Annotated in this window: 17 protein-coding genes; 7 read left to right on the plus strand and 10 right to left on the minus strand. The window is 60.2% G+C overall.

Annotated features, from left to right (window positions below):
* The first annotated feature begins 9 nt into the window (after window positions 1-9).
* From PQR62_RS10645 to yacG, 5 genes are all read left to right on the plus strand, one after another.
* Window positions 10-1,275 (plus strand): type II secretion system F family protein, encoded by a 1,266-nt coding sequence (locus tag PQR62_RS10645; protein ID WP_408157632.1) that lies wholly within the window; start codon window positions 10-12, stop codon window positions 1,273-1,275.
* Complete coding sequence (locus PQR62_RS10650) at window positions 1,275-2,153, plus strand: prepilin peptidase (protein WP_408157634.1); 879 nt, start codon at window positions 1,275-1,277, stop codon at window positions 2,151-2,153. Before PQR62_RS10645 ends, PQR62_RS10650 begins: the two co-directional genes overlap by 1 nt.
* 95 nt (window positions 2,154-2,248) lie before the next feature.
* On the plus strand, window positions 2,249-2,890 hold the full coding sequence (coaE, locus tag PQR62_RS10655) for a dephospho-CoA kinase (RefSeq protein ID WP_408157636.1): 642 nt from the start codon (window positions 2,249-2,251) through the stop codon (window positions 2,888-2,890).
* 307 nt (window positions 2,891-3,197) lie between these two features.
* Window positions 3,198-3,953, plus strand: a complete 756-nt coding sequence (gene zapD / locus PQR62_RS10660) for a cell division protein ZapD (RefSeq protein WP_408157638.1) — start codon at window positions 3,198-3,200, stop codon at window positions 3,951-3,953.
* Window positions 3,954-3,961: 8 nt separating this feature from the next.
* A complete protein-coding gene (gene yacG / locus PQR62_RS10665) occupies window positions 3,962-4,147 on the plus strand; it encodes a DNA gyrase inhibitor YacG (RefSeq protein WP_408157640.1) in 186 nt (61 codons plus the stop codon).
* Between the two features lie 242 nt (window positions 4,148-4,389).
* Here yacG and PQR62_RS10670 read toward each other — a convergent pair whose 3' ends face one another.
* The 7 genes from PQR62_RS10670 to PQR62_RS10700 all read right to left on the minus strand — a co-directional run bounded on the left by PQR62_RS10670 (window position 4,390) and on the right by PQR62_RS10700 (window position 12,925).
* Entirely contained in the window at window positions 4,390-4,803 is a 414-nt protein-coding gene (locus PQR62_RS10670) for an NUDIX domain-containing protein (protein WP_408157642.1), read from the minus strand.
* A complete protein-coding gene (locus PQR62_RS10675) occupies window positions 4,803-5,675 on the minus strand; it encodes an ATP-binding protein (protein ID WP_408157644.1) in 873 nt (290 codons plus the stop codon). The genes PQR62_RS10670 and PQR62_RS10675 overlap by 1 nt, the downstream gene beginning before the upstream one ends.
* A 330-nt stretch (window positions 5,676-6,005) precedes the next feature.
* Window positions 6,006-7,241, minus strand: a complete 1,236-nt coding sequence (gene argJ / locus PQR62_RS10680; RefSeq protein ID WP_408157646.1) for a bifunctional glutamate N-acetyltransferase/amino-acid acetyltransferase ArgJ — start codon at window positions 7,239-7,241, stop codon at window positions 6,006-6,008.
* A gap of 151 nt (window positions 7,242-7,392) precedes the next feature.
* Window positions 7,393-8,241, minus strand: a complete 849-nt coding sequence (locus tag PQR62_RS10685) for a DUF2272 domain-containing protein (protein WP_408157648.1) — start codon at window positions 8,239-8,241, stop codon at window positions 7,393-7,395.
* A 4-nt stretch (window positions 8,242-8,245) separates the two neighbouring features.
* The gene (sugE, locus tag PQR62_RS10690) at window positions 8,246-8,566 is read right to left on the minus strand and encodes a quaternary ammonium compound efflux SMR transporter SugE (RefSeq protein ID WP_408157650.1); all 321 of its coding nucleotides are present in this window, start codon (window positions 8,564-8,566) and stop codon (window positions 8,246-8,248) included.
* 246 nt (window positions 8,567-8,812) lie between these two features.
* Complete coding sequence (gene secA / locus PQR62_RS10695) at window positions 8,813-11,569, minus strand: preprotein translocase subunit SecA (protein ID WP_408157652.1); 2,757 nt, start codon at window positions 11,567-11,569, stop codon at window positions 8,813-8,815.
* Window positions 11,570-11,947: 378 nt separating this feature from the next.
* Window positions 11,948-12,925 (minus strand): peptidoglycan DD-metalloendopeptidase family protein, encoded by a 978-nt coding sequence (locus tag PQR62_RS10700; protein ID WP_408157654.1) that lies wholly within the window; start codon window positions 12,923-12,925, stop codon window positions 11,948-11,950.
* Window positions 12,926-12,979: 54 nt separating this feature from the next.
* Between PQR62_RS10700 and PQR62_RS10705 the strand changes: the two genes are divergently transcribed.
* Window positions 12,980-13,489: a DciA family protein gene (locus PQR62_RS10705; protein WP_408157656.1), complete on the plus strand. Its 510-nt coding sequence runs from the start codon at window positions 12,980-12,982 to the stop codon at window positions 13,487-13,489.
* A 196-nt stretch (window positions 13,490-13,685) separates the two neighbouring features.
* Here PQR62_RS10705 and lpxC read toward each other — a convergent pair whose 3' ends face one another.
* Window positions 13,686-14,621: a UDP-3-O-acyl-N-acetylglucosamine deacetylase gene (gene lpxC, locus PQR62_RS10710; protein ID WP_408157658.1), complete on the minus strand. Its 936-nt coding sequence runs from the start codon at window positions 14,619-14,621 to the stop codon at window positions 13,686-13,688.
* Window positions 14,622-14,655: 34 nt separating this feature from the next.
* Between lpxC and PQR62_RS10715 the strand changes: the two genes are divergently transcribed.
* Window positions 14,656-14,814, plus strand: a complete 159-nt coding sequence (locus PQR62_RS10715) for a hypothetical protein (protein ID WP_408157660.1) — start codon at window positions 14,656-14,658, stop codon at window positions 14,812-14,814.
* 70 nt (window positions 14,815-14,884) lie between these two features.
* Here the strand turns inward: PQR62_RS10715 and PQR62_RS10720 are convergent, their stop codons facing one another.
* Together PQR62_RS10720 and ftsZ are read right to left on the minus strand one after the other, a co-directional pair.
* Complete coding sequence (locus PQR62_RS10720) at window positions 14,885-15,391, minus strand: peroxiredoxin (RefSeq protein WP_408157662.1); 507 nt, start codon at window positions 15,389-15,391, stop codon at window positions 14,885-14,887.
* 203 nt (window positions 15,392-15,594) lie between these two features.
* The gene (ftsZ, locus tag PQR62_RS10725) at window positions 15,595-16,782 is read right to left on the minus strand and encodes a cell division protein FtsZ (RefSeq protein ID WP_408157664.1); all 1,188 of its coding nucleotides are present in this window, start codon (window positions 16,780-16,782) and stop codon (window positions 15,595-15,597) included.
* Between the last annotated feature and the right edge of the window lie 154 nt (window positions 16,783-16,936).

Below are 16,936 nucleotides of genomic sequence, written 5' to 3' on the forward strand. Positions count from 1 at the left end.
AGACAGAACATGCAAAACGCCGCGCCCAGCAAACATCCGCCCCAAGAGAGGCAGAACACAGGTCACCTATTCGTCTGGCGCGGCCGCGATCGTTCAGGCAAACCCATGCAGGGCGAGTTGCAGGCCGCCGGACCGGCGCAGGCGCGCGCTGCCTTGCGCCGGCAAGGCTTGGAGATCGACAGTATTCATGCGGCCGGCAGCGGCGCCAATGCCCGCCGTTTGCAGAAGCAGCACAGCGCCCGCATCAGCGATAAGCAGATCACCATGTTCACACGCCAACTGGCGACCATGCTGCAATCCGGCGTGGCGCTGCTGCAGGCTTTCGACATTGCCTTGCGCGGCGAAAGCAATCCGGCGCTGGCGCAGATTCTGGCGACGGTGCGCGCCGACGTCGAACAGGGCGAGGGCTTGCATCAGGCCTTTCGCAAACATCCTCAGCATTTCGATACGCTGTTCTGCAATCTGCTGGAATCCGCCGAGCAGGCCGGCATGCTTGATGACATGCTGACACGGCTGGCCGAGCACAAGGAAAAGTCGCTGGCCCTGAAACGCCGCATCCGCGCGGCGCTGACCTATCCGGCCGCGGTGGTCGCGGTAGCGATGGCGATCACCGCCATCATCATGTTGTGGGTGGTGCCGGCCTTCAAACAGATCTTCGCCAGCTTCGGCGCCGAGCTGCCTTTGCTGACCAAACTGGTGATGGGCTTGTCGACCTTCATGCTGGCGCACTGGCTGGTGCTGTTGTACGGCATGGGTGCGGCGGCATTCGGCGCCATGCATGCCTGGCGCACGCTGCCCGGACTGCGCGGCCGCTTCCAGCGCGCGAGTCTGCGCCTGCCCCTGTTCGGCGCGCTGCTGCGCCAGGCCGCCATCGCCCGCTGGAGCCGCACGCTGGCAACACTCATCGCTGCCGGCGTGCCGCTGATCGACGCGCTGCAGTCGGTGACAGGTGCGGCCGGCAATGTGCTGTATGCGGACGGCACCCAGCTTATCCGGCGCCGGGTGAAAGACGGCGACAGCCTGCACGCTGCGATGGCCGCCAGCGCCCTGTTTCCAGCGCTGGCGACGCAAATGGTGGCGATCGGCGAAGAGTCCGGCGCGCTCGACCACATGCTGAGCAAGGTTGCCGAGTTGCATGAAGCGGAAGTGGATGCGGCAGTTTCCGCCCTCACCAGCCTGATGGAACCGATTATCATGGCGGTGCTCGGCCTGTTGATCGGCGGCCTGGTGCTTGCCATGTACTTGCCGATCTTTCAAATGGGGTCGGTGGTCTGATGCACGGTAGTCTGACGCAAATACTGGAGTTGCTTTCCCAGCCTGGCAATGGCGCCCTCAGCCTGATGGCCGGCGTGCTGGGCTTGCTGATCGGCAGTTTTCTGAACGTGGTGATCTACCGCCTGCCGCGCATGATGCAACGCGCCACCGATAATTTCATCGCGCAGGAAAGTGGACAGGATCTGCCGCATCCGCAGCGCTACAACCTGCTGCTGCCGCGCTCCTGTTGCCCCCGATGCGAACAGGCCGTGCAGCCGCAGCACAACATCCCGGTGCTTGGCTATCTGCTGCTGCGCGGTCGCTGCGGCCAGTGCCGCCAGCCGATTTCGCTCACCTATCCCCTGGTCGAAACGTTCAGCGCACTGCTGTCGGCCTTGCTGGTGTGGCGCTTCGGAGCGGGCATGGAGGGTGTGGCGGCGCTACTGTTTGCCTATTTCCTGTTAAGCATGAGCATCATCGATGCACAGACCCAACTGTTGCCGGACGACCTCAGTCTGCCGCTGATGTGGCTGGGCTTGCTGGTCAATCTGGGCCACACCTTCGCGCCGCTGCAGGACGCTGTAATCGGTGCTGCCGCCGGTTATGGCATGCTGTGGCTGATTTTCTGGGCTTTCAAGCTGGCCACCGGCAAGGACGGTCTGGGCTATGGCGATTTCAAGCTGCTGGCGGCGCTCGGCGCCTGGCTGGGCTGGCAGGCGCTGCCCTTTATCCTGCTGATGGCGTCGGCGCTGGGTGCGGTGGTCGGCATTGCGCTGGTGGTTTTCCGCAAACAGGCGCTCGACCAGCCGATTCCCTTCGGCCCATATCTGGCGATTGCCGGTATGCTGGCGCTTTTGCATGGCAAGGATTGGCTGACGGGAATCTTTTACGCTTATTGAGAAGGCTCAGGTATTTTGAATTCCTTCGTGAGCCACAGGCCATCAGCCGGCAGCAACCCCCATCGCGGCAAACCCGCTTTCTCGCGACACAAGACATGAACTCTCCCGCTTTCTGGCACGCATCGACCACCCCGCCCTTCTCCGTCGGACTGACCGGCGGCATCGGCAGCGGCAAGACCACGGTCGCCGACATGTTCGGCGAACTGGGCGCATCCCTGATCGATACCGATGCCATTGCCCATCAACTGAGCGCACCGGGCGGGCGCGCAATCGCCGCGATCCGGAACAGCTTCGGCACAGAGTTCATCACTGAAGCCGGCGCCATGGACCGCGTGCGCATGCGCGCCCATGTGTTTGCCCAGCCGCCGGCGCGCAAACAGCTGGAAGCCATCCTGCATCCGCTCATCCGTAGCGAAACTGCGCGCGCGGCGCAAGAGGCCAAGGGCGCGTATCTGATCTTCGTGGTGCCGCTGCTGGTGGAGTCTGGCAACTGGCAGTCACAGACCGCGCGCGTACTGGTGGTGGATTGCGAAGAAGAAATCCAGATCGCCCGCGTGATGCGGCGAAACAATCTGACCCGTGCCGAAGTCGAGGCCATCATGGCCGCGCAAGCCAGCCGCCAGGCCAGACTGGCTGCGGCTGACGACGTGCTGGAGAACAATGGCGACGCCGCCGCGCTGATGCCGCGCGTGCAGCAATTGCACAGCCAATATCTGGCGCTGGCGGCAGCCGGCTGAGCGCCGCATTCGTGCTAACTTCAAATACTCAGGAACGCTTTGCACGGCCGAGGTTCGAAAGCTCAATCGCGTGTTTGCCGACGCATTGCGCATCGCGCCCATGCTCTGACCGACGAATAAACGTCAATCCGGCCGAATAAGGCGAAATCACTGCGAATTCAGTGCCGACGGCATTTGTAATTTTCCTTCGCATCGTTCAGAATCACGTAAAAATGTAACTCGCTCTCTCGGCGTCGTTCGATTTGCGGATTCATCGAATTTCTCGGCGCCTTGTCGACTCCGGTTCAACCAATAAAGGGAAGCAGCTTTGATCGTTTACGAATACCCTTTCAACGAGCGTATTCGCACGCTGTTGCGACTGGAAGACCTGTACGAGAAGTTTGTCTTCTTCCTGCATCAGGAAAGTCCGCTGCAACATCACGTTGCGCTCTCGACCATTTTTGAAATGCTGGAAGTGGCGGGACGTGCCGACCTCAAATCCGATCTGCTGCAAGAACTGGAACGCCAAAAGCAGATCCTGCTGGCCTATCAGTCCAATCCCAATGTCGAGCCGGACATGCTCAACGCGATCCTGGCGGAGGTCGATGCGGCCAGTGCCGCCCTGGCGGCCTCGCAAGGCAAGACCGGCCAGAACATCCGCGACAATGAATGGCTGATGAGCATTCGCGGCCGCACCATTATCCCGGGCGGCGCCTGCGAATTCGACTTGCCGTCTTACCATGCCTGGCAACAGCATGGCTTCGAGCGCCGTTTCAATGATATTTCCAACTGGTTTGCACCGCTGATCCCGCTGTGCGACGCCATCGCCATCGTGATGCGTCTGCTGCGTGAATCCGGACATGCGGTCAAGATCAACGCTGAAGGCGGCAGTTATCAGCAAATGCTGCAAGGCAAGGTGTATCAGATGCTGAGACTGTCGCTGGACATCGATTTGGGTGCGATTCCCGAGATTTCTGCTAACAAATACATGCTGTGGGTGCGTTTTACCTCACAGGATGGTGACATGAAGCCCAAGGCTTTCGAAGGTGAAGTGCCGTTCGAACTGGCTTTGTGTGGATTCTGAGGTAAACCATGGCAACTTTTGTCGATTGCCCGACCTGCGGCACCAAAGTCGAGTGGGCTGAAAAAAACAAATTCCGACCGTTCTGCTCGGAGCGCTGCAAACAGATCGATCTGGGCGCCTGGGCGGAAGAGAAATACGCCATTCCGGCAGTCAATCTGCCGCAGGAATCGGACGACAACACGCCGCTGCAGTAAGCCGGCGCACGCGATGCAGGCCTGCCCTGCATCAACTTCCTCTGCAACAACTCCATTTGACCGATCCACGATCAACCGCCGGATCGCGAGCGACGCGCAGGCCTGGCACGCGCGCGGGAATCGTCGCGCCCGCCCGCATTGAACGCAATCCGGCGCAGAAATGCAAAAGCCGCCGATACTGCCGGCGGCCTTGCCTGCCATACTCTGCAGGACGCTTTAACCCGGCCCTCTGCCTTGGGGCTTCAGGCCTCGTAGCGCAACCTGTCCAGCCATTCAATCAGCGGAATCGTCGCGGGCAGCAGCGGCTCGACGCCGACACTGCCTTGCCAGGCGAAAGCCTGCCCTTCCAGACTTTGCGGCTCGCCGCTCCACGCGCGGCTGATGTAGAAATGCAGGCGTACATGCGCATGCGGATACACATGCTGCACGCCGCACCAGGCTTCGGCACTCAGAATCTCGATGCCCAGCTCTTCCATGAACTCGCGCTTGAGCGCATCAAAGATGGCTTCGCCGGCCTCGACCTTGCCGCCCGGGAACTCCCAGTAGCCGGCATAAGGCTTGCCTTCGGGGCGCTGCCCCAGCAACACGTCGCCGTTGGGCTTCATCAGAATGCCGACCGCCACATCGATAGGCGCAGCCAGGACTTCATCAGCCATCAGCCGCGCGCCTTTCCTGCGTAATCCTTGGCAAATTGCCAAGCCACCCGCCCCGAACGCGAACTGCGTTGCAGCGCCCAGCGCAGGGCATCGGCGCGTGCTTCTGCAATCTGCGCATCGTTGCAGCCGAAATGGCGCAGCCAGTGAGCGACGATGTCGAGGAAGTCGTCCTGCTTGAACGGATAGAAGGTGACCCACAGACCGAAGCGCTCGGACAGCGAGATCTTTTCTTCCACCGTTTCGCCGGGATGCAGATCGCCGTCATCGTTGTGGGTGTAGGTGCTGTTGTCGGACATGCGTTCCGGCATCAGATGGCGGCGGTTGGAGGTGGCGTAGATCAGCACATTGTCCGATTGCGCGGCGATGCTGCCGTCCAGCGCCACCTTCAGCGCCTTGTAGCCGCCCTCACCCTCCTCGAAAGACAGATCGTCGCAGAACACGATGAAGCGCTCCTTGCGCGCCGATACCAGCTCGACGATGTCTTGCAGATCGTGCAGGTCGTCCTTGTCGACTTCGATCAGGCGCAGGCCCTGCGCCGCGTATTGATTCAGGCAAGCCTTGATCAGCGAGGACTTGCCGGTGCCGCGCGCGCCGGTCAGCAGCACGTTGTTGGCCGGACGGCCTTCCACGAATTGCCGGGTGTTCTGATCAATCTGCTCTTTCTGCGGGCCAATGTTATGCAGGTCCGACAGGCCGATGTGCGAGATATGGCCCACCGATTGCAGATAACCCGGACGCTGGCCCTGGGCGCCGCGCCAGCGGAAGGCGATGCCGCCGTCCCAGTCCGGAGTTTTAGTGGCAGGTGGAAGAATGGATTCGACGCGGGCCAGCAAGGCCTCGGCGCGTTGCAAAAATTGATCTAACTGAGTCATGATGATCTGCTTGGGAATGGTGGTTGGCGCCATTGTGGCGCAATGCGGCTGGAAGCTGGATGAAAAAATTTCCGAGGGCGCCAAGCATTCATGTTGCCACCACCACCACGGGACCACGTTCGCGACCGGTCGGCGCAACGCTGTCATGTCTTACAGCACAGCAAAGAACCCTGCTTGTTGCTCTTTAAATTGCTCGCCTCGCGGACGTCGGCCGGATGCTATCGGAGATGAGATGCAAGGCGCAAGACGCAAGACGCAATACGCAGCCAGACTGGAGTCTGGCGAGGCTTTGCAACGCCGCAGATCGCTCCGATAGCGCCCGGCCGCCGTTCACGAACGGTAATCGGCGTTGATCGACACGTAGTCGTGCGACAGATCGCAGGTCCAGATGGTCGAAGCCGCCGCGCCGCGCGCCAGCTTCACGCGCACGGTGATTTCGCTTTGCTTCATCACGCGCTGGCCGTCTTCTTCGCGGTAGTCCGGATTACGGCCGCCATCCTTGGCCACCCACACATCATCCAGATACAGATTGATCTTCGACACATCCAGATCGTCGACGCCGGCGTAGCCGATGGCGGCCAGAATGCGGCCCAGATTCGGATCGGAAGCAAAGAACGCCGTCTTCACCAGCGGCGAATGGCCGATCGAATACGCGATCTTGCGGCACTCCTCGATGCTCTTGCCCTCTTCCACGGTCACCGCGATGAACTTGGTCGCGCCTTCGCCGTCGCGAATGATCTGATGCGCCAGATTCTGCGACAGCTCGGTCACCGCGGCTGCCAGCTGCTTGTATTCGGCGCTGTCGTCACTGGTGATTTCCAGCTCGCCGGCGCCGGTGGCGATCAGCATGAAGGAGTCATTGGTCGAGGTGTCGCCGTCGATGGTGATGCAGTTGAAGGAGTGATCAGCGGCATCCTTGACCAGCTGGTTCAACAGCGCCTGCGGAACCTTAGCATCGAACGCCAGGAAGCCCAGCATGGTCGCCATGTTCGGCTTGATCATGCCGGCGCCCTTGCTGATGCCGGTCATCACCACCTGCTTGCCGCCGATGCTCAGCGTGCGCGAGGCGGCCTTGGGCTGGGTGTCGGTGGTCATGATGGATTCGGCGGCGTTGAACCAGTTGTCGCTCTGCAGATTGGCGATGGCTTGCGGCAGGCCGGCGGTGATGCGATCGACCGGTAGCGGCTCCAGAATCACACCGGTGGAAAATGGCAGAATCTGCGCGGCGCTCACGCCCAGCAATCCGGCCAGCGCCTCACAGGTCGCATTGGCGCGCGCCAGACCTTCTTCGCCGGTGCCGGCGTTGGCGTTGCCGGTGTTGATCACCAGCGCGCGGATCGGCGCGTCAGCGCTGACCTGCGCCAGATGCGCCTTGCACACCTGCACCGGTGCCGCGCAAAAACGGTTGAGCGTAAACACGCCGGCCACGGTGGCCGTCGGCGCCAGCTTCAGCACCAGCAAATCCTTGCGATTGGCCTTGCGCACACCCGCCTCGGCATGGCCGAGTTCGATGCCGGCGACGGCTTTCAGGTCAGAAGAAACGGGGAGCGGGGAATTGACGGCCATGGCGTGCTTTCAGCAAAAATCAAAGGGTCTATTTTAAACACTTTCGATCACGGCCAGATGACAAGGCGCACGGCCCCGCGCAAATCCGGATCGAATCCTGAGCGATGGCAGCCCGACAACAGAACTTCAACTCATCGCTCGCAGGCAAAACTCAGGGCAGCAGATTCTTCACCACCGCCAGCCACGGCCGCTGCGCAATCGGAATCGCACGCGATTGCGCGTCGATCGGAATCAACGACTCCGATACCGAATTGAAGACGTTGCCGCCGATCACGCCGGCCCAGCCTTGTTGCGGGTGGACTTCGAACACCATGTCGCAATGTCCGGCCAGGCCGGGTCGGATGTCGTCCAGCGTAGCGGCGTCGTTGCTGCCGCGCGGCGCGCACAGCAAGTCGCCCGGCGCGATCGGTTCGCTGGCGGCGGGACGCAGGACGAATTGCGGCGCAGGCAGATTCTGGCGTTGCCTGAGGAAGCTGAGATAGTTGAAATGCGTTTCGCTGGGCGCGAAATCCTGGGGCGCAACATTGCTGCTCACCATCAGATAGGAAATGAAGGCCGCCGACCAGGCCTGCTGGCAATCGGCGCCGGTCAGGTCGCGGCCGACCGCATGCCAGTACTCCGCCACTCTCCCGACCGCTTCGCCTTCATCTTCCAGCAAACCCAGACGCGGCGCGCTGAACGGTTCGCGCCGCATGTCAATCTGCTGGCCGCCGAAGAACTGCCATTCGGCATTGGCGGCAGCCAGCAAGGCAGCCCGGGTCGGCGGCGCAGTGCTGATCCTGACCGGCGGCACGGCACGCGTGGTGGATGCCGCAACGCGCGCGGGCTGTGCTGACGAGGACGAATCCGAGGCGCAGGCCGACAGCAGCAAGGGCAACAAGGGCAGCAGCGCCCATGCGGCCAGGCGCGGCAAGCCCGAAGAACTGATTGAGACGGAAGCAAGGAAACGAGAAGCGCCGCCGGCATTCGCCGGTGCAGGGAAAATGCCGGGGAGGCGCATGGATTTACTCCGGGGAGACCAGTTTAAGGCCGATGATGCCGGCCACAATCATCAGCAGACAGAGCAGGCGCGCCGTCGATGCCGATTCGTTGAACAGCACGATGCCGAGAATGACGGCGCCGACCGCGCCGATGCCGGTCCAGATGGCGTAGGCCGTGCTGAGCGGCAAGGTCTTCACCGCCAACGCCAGCAGGACGATGCTGACCACCATCGCGCCGGCGGTGGCGAGACTCGGCCACAAGCGGGTAAAGCCCTCGGTATATTTCAGGCCGACGGCCCACGCGATTTCAAACAGACCAGCCAGTACGAGAATGATCCAGGCCATTGCGTCCTCTTCAAAATGATGGGGTCGTCCCCGTTGATATCGGAAGCCGCGCTTCCCACATGCAAGGTCGTCCCCGCACGCTTTTTCTTCATTCCAAACAGGAGCAAGGCCGCAGCATCGCGTCGAAACTCGACGCAAGGCTGCGGCCCGCTGCAGCGAGCGCGGCGTCTCAACTGAAGACGCTGCGCTGCTGTATTGCTAACTTTTTGCTGCTAGCTTTGGCACTGCTTGCCTGGCGATCTGCGATCAGGCCAGCTTGCCGTGGCATTGCTTGTACTTCTTGCCGCTGCCGCATGGGCAAGGATCGTTGCGCCCCACCTTGGGATACTCGTCGGAGGCATCGCCGCTTTCGCTGCTGGCGGTAGGCGCCAGCAGTTCTTCCGGCGCGGCTTCGGCATCGAAGTCAGCATGCTGGTAATGCACGTTTTCCAGCTGCGGCGCTGCCATGCCTTCTTCGGCCGCTTCGATCTCTTCGCGACTTTGGATGCGCACGGTCATGACGATCTTGACCACTTCGTTCTTGATCAGATCGAGCATCTGGCCGAACAGCTCAAAGGCTTCGCGCTTGTATTCCTGCTTCGGATTCTTCTGCGCATAGCCGCGCAGGTGAATGCCCTGACGCAGGTGATCCAGCGCGGCCAGGTGTTCGCGCCAGTGATTGTCGATGCTCTGCAGCATGACGCTGCGCTCGAAACCGCTGAAGGCTTCCTGGCTGACCACGGCGACCTTGGCTTCGTAGGTGGCGGCCGCAGCCGCCAGCACGCGTTCCAGAATCTCTTCGTCGGTCAGATCGGGCTCGGCTTCCAGCATGGCTTGCAGCGAGAGATCCAGTTGCCATTCGTTCTTCAGCGCGGCGTCCAGCGACGGAATGTCCCATTGCTCTTCAACCGACTCCGCCGGCACGTACTGGCGGAACAGTTCGGTGAACACGCCTTCGCGCAGCGAAGTGATCATCTCCGACATTTCGGCGGCTTCCAGCAACTCGTTACGCTGCTGATAGATCACCTTGCGCTGGTCGTTGGCAACGTCGTCGTATTCCAGCAATTGCTTGCGGATGTCGAAGTTGCGCGCTTCCACCTTGCGCTGCGCCGATTCGATCGAACGCGAGACGATACCGGCTTCGATCGGTTCGCCTTCCGGCATCTTCAGACGATCCATGATGGCGCGTACGCGGTCGCCGGCGAAGATGCGCAGCAGCGCGTCGTCCAGCGACAGATAAAAGCGCGAGGAACCCGGATCGCCCTGACGGCCGGAACGGCCGCGCAGCTGATTGTCGACGCGACGCGATTCGTGACGCTCGGTGCCGATGATGTGCAGGCCGCCGGCGTTCACCACGTGGTCGTGCAGCGATTGCCATTCGCCGCGCAATTGCGTGGCGCGCGATTGCTTGTCGGCGTCGGCGATGGCGTCGTCGGCTTCGATGATCTGGATCTGCTTTTCAACATTGCCGCCCAGCACGATGTCGGTACCGCGACCGGCCATGTTGGTGGCGATGGTGATCATCTTGGGACGACCAGCCTGCGCCACGATTTCCGCTTCGCGTGCGTGCTGTTTGGCGTTGAGCACGTTGTGCGGCAGCTTGGCCTGATTCAGAATGCCGGACAGCAGTTCGGAATTTTCAATCGAGGTAGTGCCGACCAGCACCGGCTGACCACGCTCGTAGCAATCCTGAATATCCTTCAGCATCGCCATGTATTTTTCCTGCGCGGTCTTGTAGACCTGATCCTGCCTGTCCTTGCGCGCATTCGGGCGGTTCGGCGGAATCACCACGGTTTCCAGGTGATAGATTTCCTGGAATTCGTAGGCTTCGGTGTCGGCGGTGCCGGTCATGCCGGACAGCTTGCCGTACATCCGGAAGTAGTTCTGGAAGGTGATCGAGGCCAGGGTCTGGTTCTCGTTCTGGATCTTCACGCCTTCCTTGGCTTCCACCGCCTGGTGCAAACCGTCGGACCAGCGGCGGCCGGTCATCAGACGGCCGGTGAATTCGTCGACGATGGTGACTTCGCCGTTCTGCACCACGTAATGCTGATCCTTGTAATACAGGGTATGCGCGCGCAGGGCGGCATACAGATGGTGGATCAGCGTGATGTTGGCGGCGTCGTACAGCGATGCGCCTTCGGCCAGCAAGCCCATCCTGGTCAGGATCTCTTCGGCCTTGTCGTGACCGGCTTCGGTCAGCAGCACCTGATGACTTTTCTCATCCTTGGTGTAGTCGCCCGGCACTTCGACCTTGCCCTTGCCGTCCGGCGTTTCTTCGCCGACCTGCAAGGTCAGCAGCGGCGGCACGGAATTGATCTTGTGGTACAGATCGGTGTGATTTTCAGCCTGACCGGAAATGATCAGCGGAGTACGCGCTTCATCGATCAGGATCGAATCGACTTCATCGACGATGGCGAAATTCAGCGCGCGCTGAACGCGGTCGTCGCTGTCGAACACCATGTTGTCGCGCAGGTAGTCGAAACCGAATTCGTTGTTGGTGCCGTAGGTGATGTCGGAGGCATAGGCCTCCTGCTTCATGTCGTGTTCCATCTGCGACAGATTGACACCGGTGGAAAGACCGAGCCAGCTGTACAGACGCGACATGTCGTCGGCGTCGCGCTGGGCCAGGTAATCATTCACCGTCACCACGTGCACGCCCTTGCCGGACAAGGCATTCAGATAGGCCGGCAGCGTCGCCATCAGCGTCTTGCCTTCACCGGTGCGCATTTCAGCGATCTTGCCGAAGTGCAGCGCCATGCCGCCCATCAGCTGAACGTCGAAGTGGCGCATCTTCATCACGCGGCGGCTGGCTTCGCGGCACACCGCAAAGGCTTCCGGCAACAGGTCGTCAAGCTTTTCGCCATTGGCGATTCTCTGTTTGAATTCCGGCGTCTTCGCTTGCAGTTCGGTGTCGCTCAGCTTTTCGATGCCGGCTTCGAGCGCGTTGATATCGCGAACGATTTTTTGATATTGCTTGAGCAACCGCTGGTTACGGCTACCGAAAATCTTGGTCAGTAATGACATGCTTGGATTCTAAAAAAGAGCCGAAAAAGAGGACCCCGGCGCGGCAATCGCCCCGCATTGAGCCGGAATCAGGCTGAAACACGTCCCATCGGCAATGATGAATGAGTTTCGATAAACCTTGGATTCTAGCACGCAGGCCCCGCGGCGTTGAGCAAGCAGCGCGCAGGCTTCAATGCTATGGGTGCAAACCGGATTATTGTTATGCGGAAAACATGACGGACGACGCGATTCTTCCCCGCCGCCGGCTAGGGCCATAGATCAGGATCATGTGCAAAGATTCAATAGCCGGAGGCGGCGCAACGGAAGTAAAGACCGGCGCCGGCCGGCTTCGTGCCGCCGCGCGCATCATGCGTCCGGCCTTCGCACAAGGCAGCCCCTTTACTTTCCGGCAACAAAAACCGGCAGCGCCTTGGGCTGATTGCCGCCGGTAGCGCCCAGCGCCAGGAACTTGCGCGGATCCTGAGCGATGCCGCGGATGCGGACTTCGAAGTGCAGATGTGAACCGGTCGAACGGCCGGTGGAACCGACATCGGCCACATGCTGCCCGCGCTTGACGATGTCGCCGACCTTCACGTACAGCTGCGAGGCATGCGCATAACGCGTGATGATGTTGTTGCCGTGATCGATTTCCAGCATGTTGCCGAACTGATAATGGTATTCCGAAGCGATCACCACGCCGGCTGCCGCCGCCACGATTCTGGTGCCGACCGGCGCCGGAAAATCCAGGCCTTCATGAAAGGCGTTATGCCCGGAAAACGGATCGAGACGCCAGCCGAAGCTCGATGAATTGTAGGCAACGTTGACGGGTTGATTGGTCGGCAACAGACGCGACTTGATCTTGTCGCTCATCAGCGCCGACTCTACCGCATTCATGTAATCGGAGCGATGCACCACATCGTTGGACAAGGCATCCAGCATCTTCTGCAGCTCGCTGAAACCGACTTCGCGGCCGGCGCCGCCTATGCTGGAAATTTCAGCGCCGCCGCGCCCCGGCAGCTCCTTGAAATTGAATTCTTCCGGACGGATCCCGGCCAGCCCCTGCACCCGTTCGCCCAGCGCATCCAGACGCATCAGCTGCGCCTGCATCTCGCCCAGCTTGACCGCCATCACGGCCAGATTTTCCTTCAGGTATTTTTCCTTGCGATCGTCTTCCTGCTGGGTCATGGACATCATCAGCTTGTGCATCGCCGGCGAAGCTTCGCTGTCGGAAGCGTGGCGCAGCACGAGGTAGGAAATCAGCACGGAACTGGCGGCGACGGCGGCCACCAACAACAGCAACATCAACAGCAGGTGTCTTGAAGTCAGCGTCACCGAACGCGCGCGCGTGAAGCGCGGGTGCAGCAGGATAATTTGCATCTTTACTCCCTAGACTGCGGCTGCCGCCCTGGCGGATGTGATAAGGTTTTGCAGATGAAGCATGCATCTACATTCAAGCCCTATCGCGCCCCGTTGAACAGTACTCAACGTGCGGCGAGAAACACGAAAGGCGCAGCGGATTTTTTACGCACCGACACATCGATGGCGGCATTGTTGCCAGCCCTTGCGCGCATGTCTGCGCTGCAACGAGCCTGTGCAGCAAGCCTGCCTGCGATGTTCAATACTTGCGAAATATTGCAGTTCGAATCGGGCCAGATGGTATTGAGTACGCCCAATGCAGCACTGGCAGCCAGACTCAAGCAACAGCTCCCCAGGCTGCAAGACCGCTTGCAGAAAGATGGCTGGCAGGTTAATTCAATCCGAATCAAAGTGCAAGTTACCCGGATCACCCCGCCGGAGCCGCCCCGGCGCGGCCTGGATTTGCCCAAGACCGCCGTTTCTTCGTTTGCGGAGCTCAGCGAATCGCTCGAAGACAGCCCGCGCAATCAGGCTTTGAAGCTCGCGATCGATTCCATGGTACGCCGTCGCCGGTCGCAGCCATAAGCCGAACAGGCAAAGAAAAACATTTTTATTTCCGCCAGGCAAAGCGCGCAATATTGATTATTTGCAATCCTTTACGCCTGCGCGCATCCCGATATTCCCGCGGGCGCCATGTGATATTGAAAAACAGTATTGCAAAATAAAAATGGCGAGACGCTTGCACGTCTCGCCAAACATTCAGAGATTCAAATCAGCTGAATCAGTTGAGCGCCCACTCCTGCTCGGCCTGCATCACGTAAGTCGGCGGCGCTGTTTCCAGCGTGTCGAAAGTGACGATCTCATAGGCATCAGGCTGTTCCAGCAAGGCGCGCAGCAATTGATTGTTGAGTCCGTGGCCGGACTTGTGGGCGTCGTAGCTGGCCAGCAGCGGATGACCGATCAGATACAGATCGCCGATCGCATCCAGAATCTTGTGACGCACGAACTCATTGTCGTAGCGCAAACCGTCTGCGTTCAGAATCCGGTATTCATCCATCACGATCGCATTCTCGAACGAACCGCCGCGCGCCAGCCCCATGCCGCGCAAGGTTTCCACATCCTGCATGAAACCGAAGGTGCGCGCGCGGGCAATTTCCTTGACGTAAGAATCGATGCCGAAATCGACTTCCGCGATCTGGCCGGTGCCGTCCACGGCGGGGTGATTGAATTCGATGAAAAACTTCAGGCGAAAACCATTGTAGGGCTCAAGACGCGCCCACTTTTCCTTGTCGCCCGAGCCTTCGCGCACTTCCACCGGCTTCTTGACGCGAATGAATTTCTTGGCGGCGCTCTGTTCCAGCAAGCCCGCTTGCTGCAGCAGAAATACGAAGGAGGAAGCCGAGCCATCCATGATGGGAATTTCTTCGGCGGTCAGATCAATGTAGAGATTGTCGATGCCGAGGCCGGCGCAGGCCGATAACAGATGCTCGACCGTGGAAACCTTGGCGCCGTCCTTGGTCAGGGTCGAGGCCATGCGCGTGTCGCCGACGCCGGTCGCGGTCATCGGCATTTCGACCACCGGGTCCAGATCGATACGACGGAAGATGATGCCGGTGTCCGCAGCGGCCGGCCGCAAAGTGAGTTCCACCTTGGTTCCGGAGTGCAGGCCGACGCCGATGGTCTTGACCAGATTCTTGATTGTGCGCTGTTTCAACATCCCGCCATTATAGCCAAGAAGGTCTGGCGTCGCCGTGGCCAAACCAGTTTGTTGCAAATCGGACGCGGCTGTAAAGAGCCACGCCATGCACTGGATGAAGCAGGCCTTGCGCTTGAACCCGGGCAATGAAAAACGGCATGTTCCACAGGAACATGCCGTTTCTTTTGCGACAGATGCGCTGATGATGCACTGAAGAATTCACCAGCGGTTCGGTAACCGCAGCCAGCTCGTCAGGAGCGCATCAACGCAACTGAAGCGCGATCTCAGCCCAACTGACCCAGCAGCGTTTCAGCGTTCGAGACTTCGAACTTGCCTGGCGCTTCCAGATTCAATTGCTTGACCACGCCGTCTTCGATCAGCATCGAATAACGCTGCGAGCGGATGCCCATGCCCTTTTCGGTCAGGTCGAATTCCATGCCCAGCGCCTTGGTGAGAATGGCGCTGCCATCGCCCAGCATGCGCACGATGCCGGTGGCTTTTTGCTCGCGGCCCCAGGCGCCCATGACGAAAGGATCGTTCACCGACAGGCACCAGATTTCATCGACGCCCTTGGCCTTGAACTGATCCGCGTGCGCGATGTAACCCGGCACATGCTTGGCCGAACAGGTAGGCGTAAATGCGCCCGGCAGCGCGAACAGCGCGATCTTCTTGCCCTTGACCAGATCCGAGACCTTGAAAGTGTTGGGGCCGAGCGCGCAACCTTCGGTTTCGGTCTCGATGAATTCAGCCAGATTGCCTTCAGACAGGCGGTCGCCGACTTTGATTGTCATGGTCATTTCCTTATTGTTGATGAACGTGATGAATTGGATGAACTGGATAAGTGCTTGCAAGACGGCTGCAACAATTGCCGAAAAACAAACGCCGCGCACAGGGCGCGGCGTGCAGGCGATAGTATGCCTTGTTTATGACGGCGTCGTGTTCCGCGAACTTGACCGGAACCCGGCGCCGTCGTACTTCCTTCTACCCGGACAGCTTAGTCGGCTTGCTTGCGCAGGAAAGCCGGAATGTCATAGGTTTCCATGCCATTCTTTTCCAGTGCGCGCACGGTGTCGGAAGCCGACTCGCGACGCCATACCGCCGGCGCCTTCAGGCCGCCGAAAGTCGGTGCCGGCTGCGCCATGCCGCCTTGCAGCGTGCCGGTGCCGGCCATCATCGGCTCGTTGTGCGTACCGGTACGCAGCATCGGCGTCTGCACCAGTTGCACCGTCTTGCGTGCACGGCCCAGACCGGTCGCCACCACGGTGACGCGGATCTCGTCGCCCATGGTGTCGTCGTAGGCGATACCTTGCGCGATCGATGCATCTGCTGCAGCGAAAGCGCGCACGGTCGACATGACTTCCTTGATTTCCTTACCCTTCAGGCTGCGGCTGGCAGTAACGTTGACCAGCACGCCGCGCGCGCCGGACAGGTCGATGCCGTCCAGCAGCGGCGAAGCCACGGCCTGCTCGGCTGCCACGCGTGCGCGGTCGACGCCGGATGCAGTCGCTGTGCCCATCATGGCCTTGCCCTGCTCGCCCATGATGGTCTTGACGTCGTTGAAGTCGACGTTGATATGGCCCGGCACGTTGATGATTTCCGCGATACCGGCGACGGCGTTGTTCAGCACGTCATCGGCGTGCGACAGCCATTCGATCATGCTGTCGTCTTCGTAGATTTCTTCCAGCTTCTCGTTGAGGATGATGATCAGCGAGTCGACGTGTTGCGCCAGCTCTTCCAGACCCGCGTCCGCGATGTCCATGCACTTCTGGCCTTCGTAGGAAAACGGCTTGGAGACCACGGCCACGGTCAGCGCGCCCTGTTCCTTGGCCACTTTTGCCACTACCGGTGCAGCACCGGTGCCGGTGCCGCCGCCCATGCCTGCGGCGATGAACACCATGTGTGCGCCGCGCAGTGCATCTTCGATGCGCGAACGGGTTTCTTCCGCCAGTTGACGACCGACTTCAGGCTTCATCCCTGCGCCCAGACCGGTATCGCCGATCTGAATCACATTGTTGGCCTTGGACTGCTTCAATGCCTGCGCATCGGTGTTGGCGGTGATGAACTCAACGCCGGAAACGCCCTTGTTGATCATGTGCTGCACAGCATTGCCGCCTGCACCGCCCACGCCCACCACCTTGATGATGGTGCCGAGTGTCGCATTGTCGACCATATCGATTTCCATGATGACTCCTTAGATCCTTAAATATATGTGTGTGCAGCTAGCAGTTGATAGGCATCACGCGATGTGACGACTAGCAACTGAGAACTGCGTGTCTGTTCTTTAACCAAAACAAAAGCTGAAACCAAAAACCAAAACTAAACCTGCTGACCCTGAA

The sequence above is a fragment of the Herbaspirillum lusitanum genome, from assembly GCF_046025995.1.
GTDB classification, from domain to species: domain Bacteria; phylum Pseudomonadota; class Gammaproteobacteria; order Burkholderiales; family Burkholderiaceae_D; genus Herbaspirillum; species Herbaspirillum lusitanum_A.